The organism is Lacinutrix sp. (genome assembly GCF_037625555.1).
Lineage (GTDB): Bacteria > Bacteroidota > Bacteroidia > Flavobacteriales > Flavobacteriaceae > Lacinutrix.
This window is the reverse complement of record NZ_JASJHV010000138.1, coordinates 1-4,787: the sequence shown is the minus strand read 5'-3', so window position 1 is coordinate 4,787 and position 4,787 is coordinate 1. Positions and strand designations below refer to the sequence as shown.

General features: G+C 32.3%; 9 protein-coding genes. 8 read left to right on the top strand and 1 reads right to left on the bottom strand.

The features are described from left to right. Nucleotides 1-305: 305 nt before the first annotated feature. The 5 genes from QNK89_RS11335 (at nt 306) to QNK89_RS11315 (ending at nt 2,977) form a co-directional block, all read left to right on the top strand. Complete coding sequence (locus QNK89_RS11335; RefSeq protein ID WP_340171278.1) at nt 306-452, top strand: hypothetical protein; 147 nt, start codon at nt 306-308, stop codon at nt 450-452. Between the two features lies 1 nt (nt 453). After that, the gene (locus QNK89_RS11330) at nt 454-660 is read left to right on the top strand and encodes a hypothetical protein (protein WP_340171276.1); all 207 of its coding nucleotides are present in this window, start codon (nt 454-456) and stop codon (nt 658-660) included. A 300-nt stretch (nt 661-960) separates the two neighbouring features. Then, nucleotides 961-2,532: a chaperonin GroEL gene (gene groEL / locus QNK89_RS11325; protein ID WP_340171274.1), complete on the top strand. Its 1,572-nt coding sequence runs from the start codon at nt 961-963 to the stop codon at nt 2,530-2,532. A 2-nt stretch (nt 2,533-2,534) separates the two neighbouring features. Continuing rightward, nucleotides 2,535-2,681 (top strand): hypothetical protein, encoded by a 147-nt coding sequence (locus tag QNK89_RS11320; protein ID WP_340171272.1) that lies wholly within the window; start codon nt 2,535-2,537, stop codon nt 2,679-2,681. 38 nt (nt 2,682-2,719) lie between these two features. After that, nucleotides 2,720-2,977: a hypothetical protein gene (locus tag QNK89_RS11315; protein ID WP_340171270.1), complete on the top strand. Its 258-nt coding sequence runs from the start codon at nt 2,720-2,722 to the stop codon at nt 2,975-2,977. On the opposite strand, the gene QNK89_RS11310 is transcribed toward QNK89_RS11315, so the two are convergent. Beyond that, nucleotides 2,972-3,439 (bottom strand): hypothetical protein, encoded by a 468-nt coding sequence (locus QNK89_RS11310; RefSeq protein ID WP_340171268.1) that lies wholly within the window; start codon nt 3,437-3,439, stop codon nt 2,972-2,974. The genes QNK89_RS11315 and QNK89_RS11310 overlap by 6 nt on opposite strands. Before the next feature lie 39 nt (nt 3,440-3,478). Here QNK89_RS11310 and QNK89_RS11305 point away from each other — a divergent pair, with 39 nt between their 5' ends. The 3 genes from QNK89_RS11305 to QNK89_RS11295 are packed head-to-tail and all read left to right on the top strand — an operon-like array spanning nt 3,479 to nt 4,715. Then, complete coding sequence (locus QNK89_RS11305) at nt 3,479-3,790, top strand: hypothetical protein (protein WP_340171266.1); 312 nt, start codon at nt 3,479-3,481, stop codon at nt 3,788-3,790. After that, nucleotides 3,790-3,948 (top strand): hypothetical protein, encoded by a 159-nt coding sequence (locus tag QNK89_RS11300; RefSeq protein WP_340171264.1) that lies wholly within the window; start codon nt 3,790-3,792, stop codon nt 3,946-3,948. The genes QNK89_RS11305 and QNK89_RS11300 overlap by 1 nt, the downstream gene beginning before the upstream one ends. Nucleotides 3,949-3,959: 11 nt before the next feature. Next, nucleotides 3,960-4,715, top strand: a complete 756-nt coding sequence (locus tag QNK89_RS11295) for a hypothetical protein (RefSeq protein ID WP_340171262.1) — start codon at nt 3,960-3,962, stop codon at nt 4,713-4,715. Nucleotides 4,716-4,787 lie beyond the last annotated feature (72 nt).

Here is a 4,787-nt window from a genome sequence, read left to right as displayed (position 1 = left end):
ACCTTGTATTTATGTTTATGTAAAAAACAAATTAAGGTTCATATTGTTTCTATATATAACATAAGTAAGCAAGGCGCAAAGATTATTTTCGTTGGCGGTGTGGTGGGTGTGGTGGTGTGGCATGTGGTTGCCTGTGGTGGTGGTGGTGGTGTATAAAAGCTAAAAAAAAGTGAGACTAAAAAAATGGTTTTAATTGCACCCCCCCATCGATTTTAAAAATCACTTCCTATGATCAGTAGCTGTCGTATATTATATTATTACCCAGAGCCTCTATATAAGTAATATATATTTTGTATATTTGCCTAATGGAGAATTGGGAATTAGAATTACAGAACAGACTTTCTATAGGAATTGCTATAGGTTGGAGTCTTTTTAATAAAGATGAAGATTATGATTATGGAGAGTTCGTACTTTATTTAGGAATAATAAGTTTACATTTTAAATGGCAATAATATGGATAGTAAAAGACCAATAATGAAAGAGTATATGTCGAGTCGTAACAAGCATGAGCTTGATGGGCATGGTGACTATTACGAAATGGGTATTAAAAAACTAGCAAGTTTTAAAAATGCTAAACATCGTGCTAAGAAGATTAGTATGATTGCAGATGGAATTGAATTAGCTGAGGCTAAGAAAAATTTCTTCAGTATATATAAATAATTTTCCCACAATTAGATTTGTGTTTCTCAGGAAGAAGGGTATAACTTATGTTTGCCCTTTTTTTTTGTGGTGATATGTCGATTTTATGTCGATTTAGTGTCGTTTTTGGTTTTAGTTAAACTCTTACTGTGATTTGTTTTAATTAAATTTGTGTCGATTATGTAGATTATTTAATAAATTAAAAGGGGAAAGAAAAAATATATTAATATAAAAAATATATATATATAGGGAGAAATAAAATCGACATGCGACATGTTATATTATTATTGTATATTTGCAGTAATCTAATTAAATGAAAATATGAATCCAAAAGAATTATCCTTCGATCAGGAGGGGAGAGACAAATTATTAAGCGGAATCACTACAATTTCCAGAGCAGTAAAAAGTACATTAGGGCCACTTGGCAAGACAGTACTAATTGAATCACAGAATCATACAGGAGGAATTACCATTACTAAGGATGGGGTTACGGTTGCTAAGTCGATTGACTTAGAGGATGCTGTAGAGAACTTGGCGATTACTATGATGAAGGAGGCTGCTGATAGAACTGCTACTTCTGCAGGAGATGGAACAACAACTGCGATTGTATTAACTGAGGCTATTGTAAAAGAGGGTATGCAATTAATACAGCGTAATCCAGAGATTAATACTACACAGTTAATTCGAGATATTAAAGTTGTTTCTGAGAATGTAATCAGGGAGTTAGATTTATCTTCAAAAAAAGTTACAGGTAAAACGTTACAGCATGTTGCTAGTATTTCTGCTAACAATGATAATGTAATAGGAAAAATGATTGCTAGTGCTTATAAGGAATTAGGTAAAGACGGAGTACTTACGGTTGAAAACAGCAAGACAGACAAAACATACTACGAGGTAACTAAAGGAATTAAGATTGACAGAGGATATTCTTCAAAGCTGTTTATTAATAATCACAGAAACGATGAATGTATTTTAGATGATGTTTATGTTTTAATGACAGACATGGAGATTACTAATATACTTCAGATTGAAAATATATTAAAGCCAATAATAAATCAAAACAAGAAGCTTTTAATTATAGGAAACTGTTCAGGTAATGTAACAAATACTTTGGCAGCGAATGTTATTCAAAATAACCTAAAGCTATGCAATATTATTCCTCCATCTTTTGGATACAAGACAAATGAATTGATGAGTGATATTGCGTTGGCTATAGGGGCAAAATATTTCAGCGAGTCACAGGGCGATAATATTGGGATGTTGTCTATGGAGGACTTAGGTCATGCAGACAAAATTATTGTAGGTCAGAATTCTACAGTAATTATGAATAATGATTCGAGTAGTAAAGAGGCTGTAGCTAGAATTGAAGAATTAAAGGTTCAGAAGGAAAACAATTCAGACAAAAGAGAAAGAGATTTTATTTCTGAAAGAATTGCTTTATTATCTGGAGCTGTAGGAATAATTTATGTAGGAGCTGATTCTGATATAGAGCAGAAAGAGAAATATGATCGAGTAGAGGATTCGGTATGTGCTGTTAAGTCTGCGATTGAGGAAGGGATACTTCCAGGTGGAGGGTTAGCTTTGTTGCGTTGTGCTGAACTGTTAGCGGATGGGAATGCTAATGATGTTATGTATGGAGCTTTGATATCACCATTAGAACAAATACTTACTAATGCAGGTGAAAACATAAAAGAAATAAGAGATAAGATATGTTCTTGTGCAAATGTTCCTTACAATTTTGGATATGATGTTCAAAACAAAGTGTTTGGGGATATGTATAAGATGGGTGTTATAGATCCTGCTAAGGTTACAAAGAATGCATTAAAGAATGCAGTAAGTGTAGCGACAACAATATTAAGTACGAATGCAATAGTAACAATGAAAAGAAAATAAATATGGAAAATGTATTAATAGAAAGAAAAGCTGATAAAATAGCAGACAGTTTTGCAGGAAAATTATTTAAAGAAGGAGAAATCTCTGTTCAATCTGCAAATTCAGTTTACGTAAATGTTAAAAAAATTTTAATGGAAAATTTAAAGTGATTAACAAAGAATGGTTATGGATGCAAAAATCAAATAATATGAAAGCAGTAGGTAAGTACATTGTAATTACAGAAATAATTGAACAGCACAAAACTGAGTCAGGAATATTACTAACTTCAGACGATAGCAATCAACTAAGATACAAAAAAGGAATTATAGTTGTTCCAGGTACAGATGTAAGTGTTGTTAAAAAAGATGACGTTGTATTCTATGATAAGAATGCAGGTCACAAAATGATGTTAAATGAAGAGATGGTTACAATTATATCTGAGAGAGATATTGTAATAGTATTATAGTTTCTTTTTTATCTCTTGATTCATTTTTTTAATTATCTTACGATAAACTTTTTGAGAGTAATTTGTATTAGAATCAAATATGGGATTAGCTCTTCTATCTTCGGATACAGTTTCTTCCATGTTTAATTTTTTATAAATTGCAGCACACATGTGCTTACCAGCATATCCAAGCTCGTATAGTGTAGCTTCTTTTCCTTTTCTTTTTCTCCATACAACAATCCATTTTTCTTTAAGTAGATTGTGAAAACGATTTCTATCCCAAGACATAATTTCATTATATTCTTCAAAATCTTTTTTGGTAAATAATCCTTCGCTATATATAAACAACATCATTTCAATATCGGCAACACCTAATCCATATTTAGATTTAGCCCATTGCCTTACCACTTTCCAGTATTTTAAAAAATCATGTTTAGGTGTTTGTTGAACATAACGTTTTCTAATTTCTGTTCTAATTTTCATTTAATTAAATTTGTATCTTTGCAATATACAAATATTATTATGGCGTTAAGCAGAACTGCTAAATTTTACCGAGATAACCCTGATGCAAGAAAAAAACATCGTGATTATCAGGCTAAATACAATAAAAAAAGATCTTCAATAAAGAAAAGAGTTGCAGATAATAGGGAGAATAGAGAAAAAGGGACTTATGGTAATGGAGATAAGTTAGATGTTTCTCACAAAGGAGGTCGTATTGTATTAGAAGCTCAATCTAAAAACAGAGGAAGCAAGTCTAACACAGCTGGAGACAAGAGAGCTAGAGGTAAAAAAGGAGCAGGTAGAAAAAACAAAGGTAATACAGGAGGTAAATAATGGGATTAGGAGCAGCTATAGGAAACGGAATACCGTTTCAAGACAAAAGAAACGAAGATATACCAGAAATCTGTTTTATAATAACAGAGCTTGATGATTTTTGCGAACAAGAAACAGTAATTGGAGATAGTAGAATGATTCCAGAATTATGTGCATAAAATAAATAAAAATGGCAAATATAAAATTTTCACAATTTGAATTAAAAACAGACCAAGCGGATGTAGATTTCTTGGTAGGATATACAGGAACAGAAAATGTTCAAATTGCATCCGAAAAAGTAGGTTTAAGATATGACTTAACAGGAGCAGTTAGCGGTACAGATGATTATGCAATAACATTAACAGATAACAATGGTGTTGTAGATAATGTAACGCTTGTTGCAGGAGATAACATAGTATTAACTGATTTAGCACCAGGTACTGCTAATTCAGTAGAAATTAAAACAAAAAGAGGCTCAGTATATACAGTTACAGGGACACTTCAAAACATGTTTGGAGGAAGCCCAGGAATTTTTGGAGATACGTTAGAGTTTGGAATTTCTTCAGCACCAGCAAACGACCATTCATCTGTATTAATTTTACCAGTAGCTGCTAAATTAATTGGAGTAAGCTATAAATGGACATCTGCTACAGCTGTAACAGGAATTCCAGCAGACGCATTGTATGAAATACAAGTTAGACCTATGACAACTACAAGTGGATCGACATTATTAACTGGAAACTATGCAGGTGCTGGTACAATTATCGCAGGTCTTAATTTAACAGCTGGAGATAATGGTAGTTTTCCATTTAAAAGTGCAGTAACAAACATTAGTTATGCAGCTGGAACAATTATTAACGTATCAGGAGTAGAAGCAGCAGGGGTAATTCCAACAAGTAATGCTGAAATGGAGGTTGTTCTTACTTTTGAAACAACAACATTCTAAAAATGGCATATAAGCAGAAGTGTTGGACAGGATATGTTGCTAAAGGAACTAAGAAATCTCCAAGCAGAAAAA

Coding starts and splice junctions, on each gene's coding strand:
- QNK89_RS11335 (WP_340171278.1), top strand. CDS start 306: ATGGAGAATTGGGAATTAGAATTACAGAACAGACTTTCTATAGGAATT.
- QNK89_RS11330 (WP_340171276.1), top strand. CDS start 454: ATGGATAGTAAAAGACCAATAATGAAAGAGTATATGTCGAGTCGTAAC.
- groEL (WP_340171274.1), top strand. CDS start 961: ATGAATCCAAAAGAATTATCCTTCGATCAGGAGGGGAGAGACAAATTA.
- QNK89_RS11320 (WP_340171272.1), top strand. CDS start 2,535: ATGGAAAATGTATTAATAGAAAGAAAAGCTGATAAAATAGCAGACAGT.
- QNK89_RS11315 (WP_340171270.1), top strand. CDS start 2,720: ATGAAAGCAGTAGGTAAGTACATTGTAATTACAGAAATAATTGAACAG.
- QNK89_RS11310 (WP_340171268.1), bottom strand. CDS start 3,439: ATGAAAATTAGAACAGAAATTAGAAAACGTTATGTTCAACAAACACCT.
- QNK89_RS11305 (WP_340171266.1), top strand. CDS start 3,479: ATGGCGTTAAGCAGAACTGCTAAATTTTACCGAGATAACCCTGATGCA.
- QNK89_RS11300 (WP_340171264.1), top strand. CDS start 3,790: ATGGGATTAGGAGCAGCTATAGGAAACGGAATACCGTTTCAAGACAAA.
- QNK89_RS11295 (WP_340171262.1), top strand. CDS start 3,960: ATGGCAAATATAAAATTTTCACAATTTGAATTAAAAACAGACCAAGCG.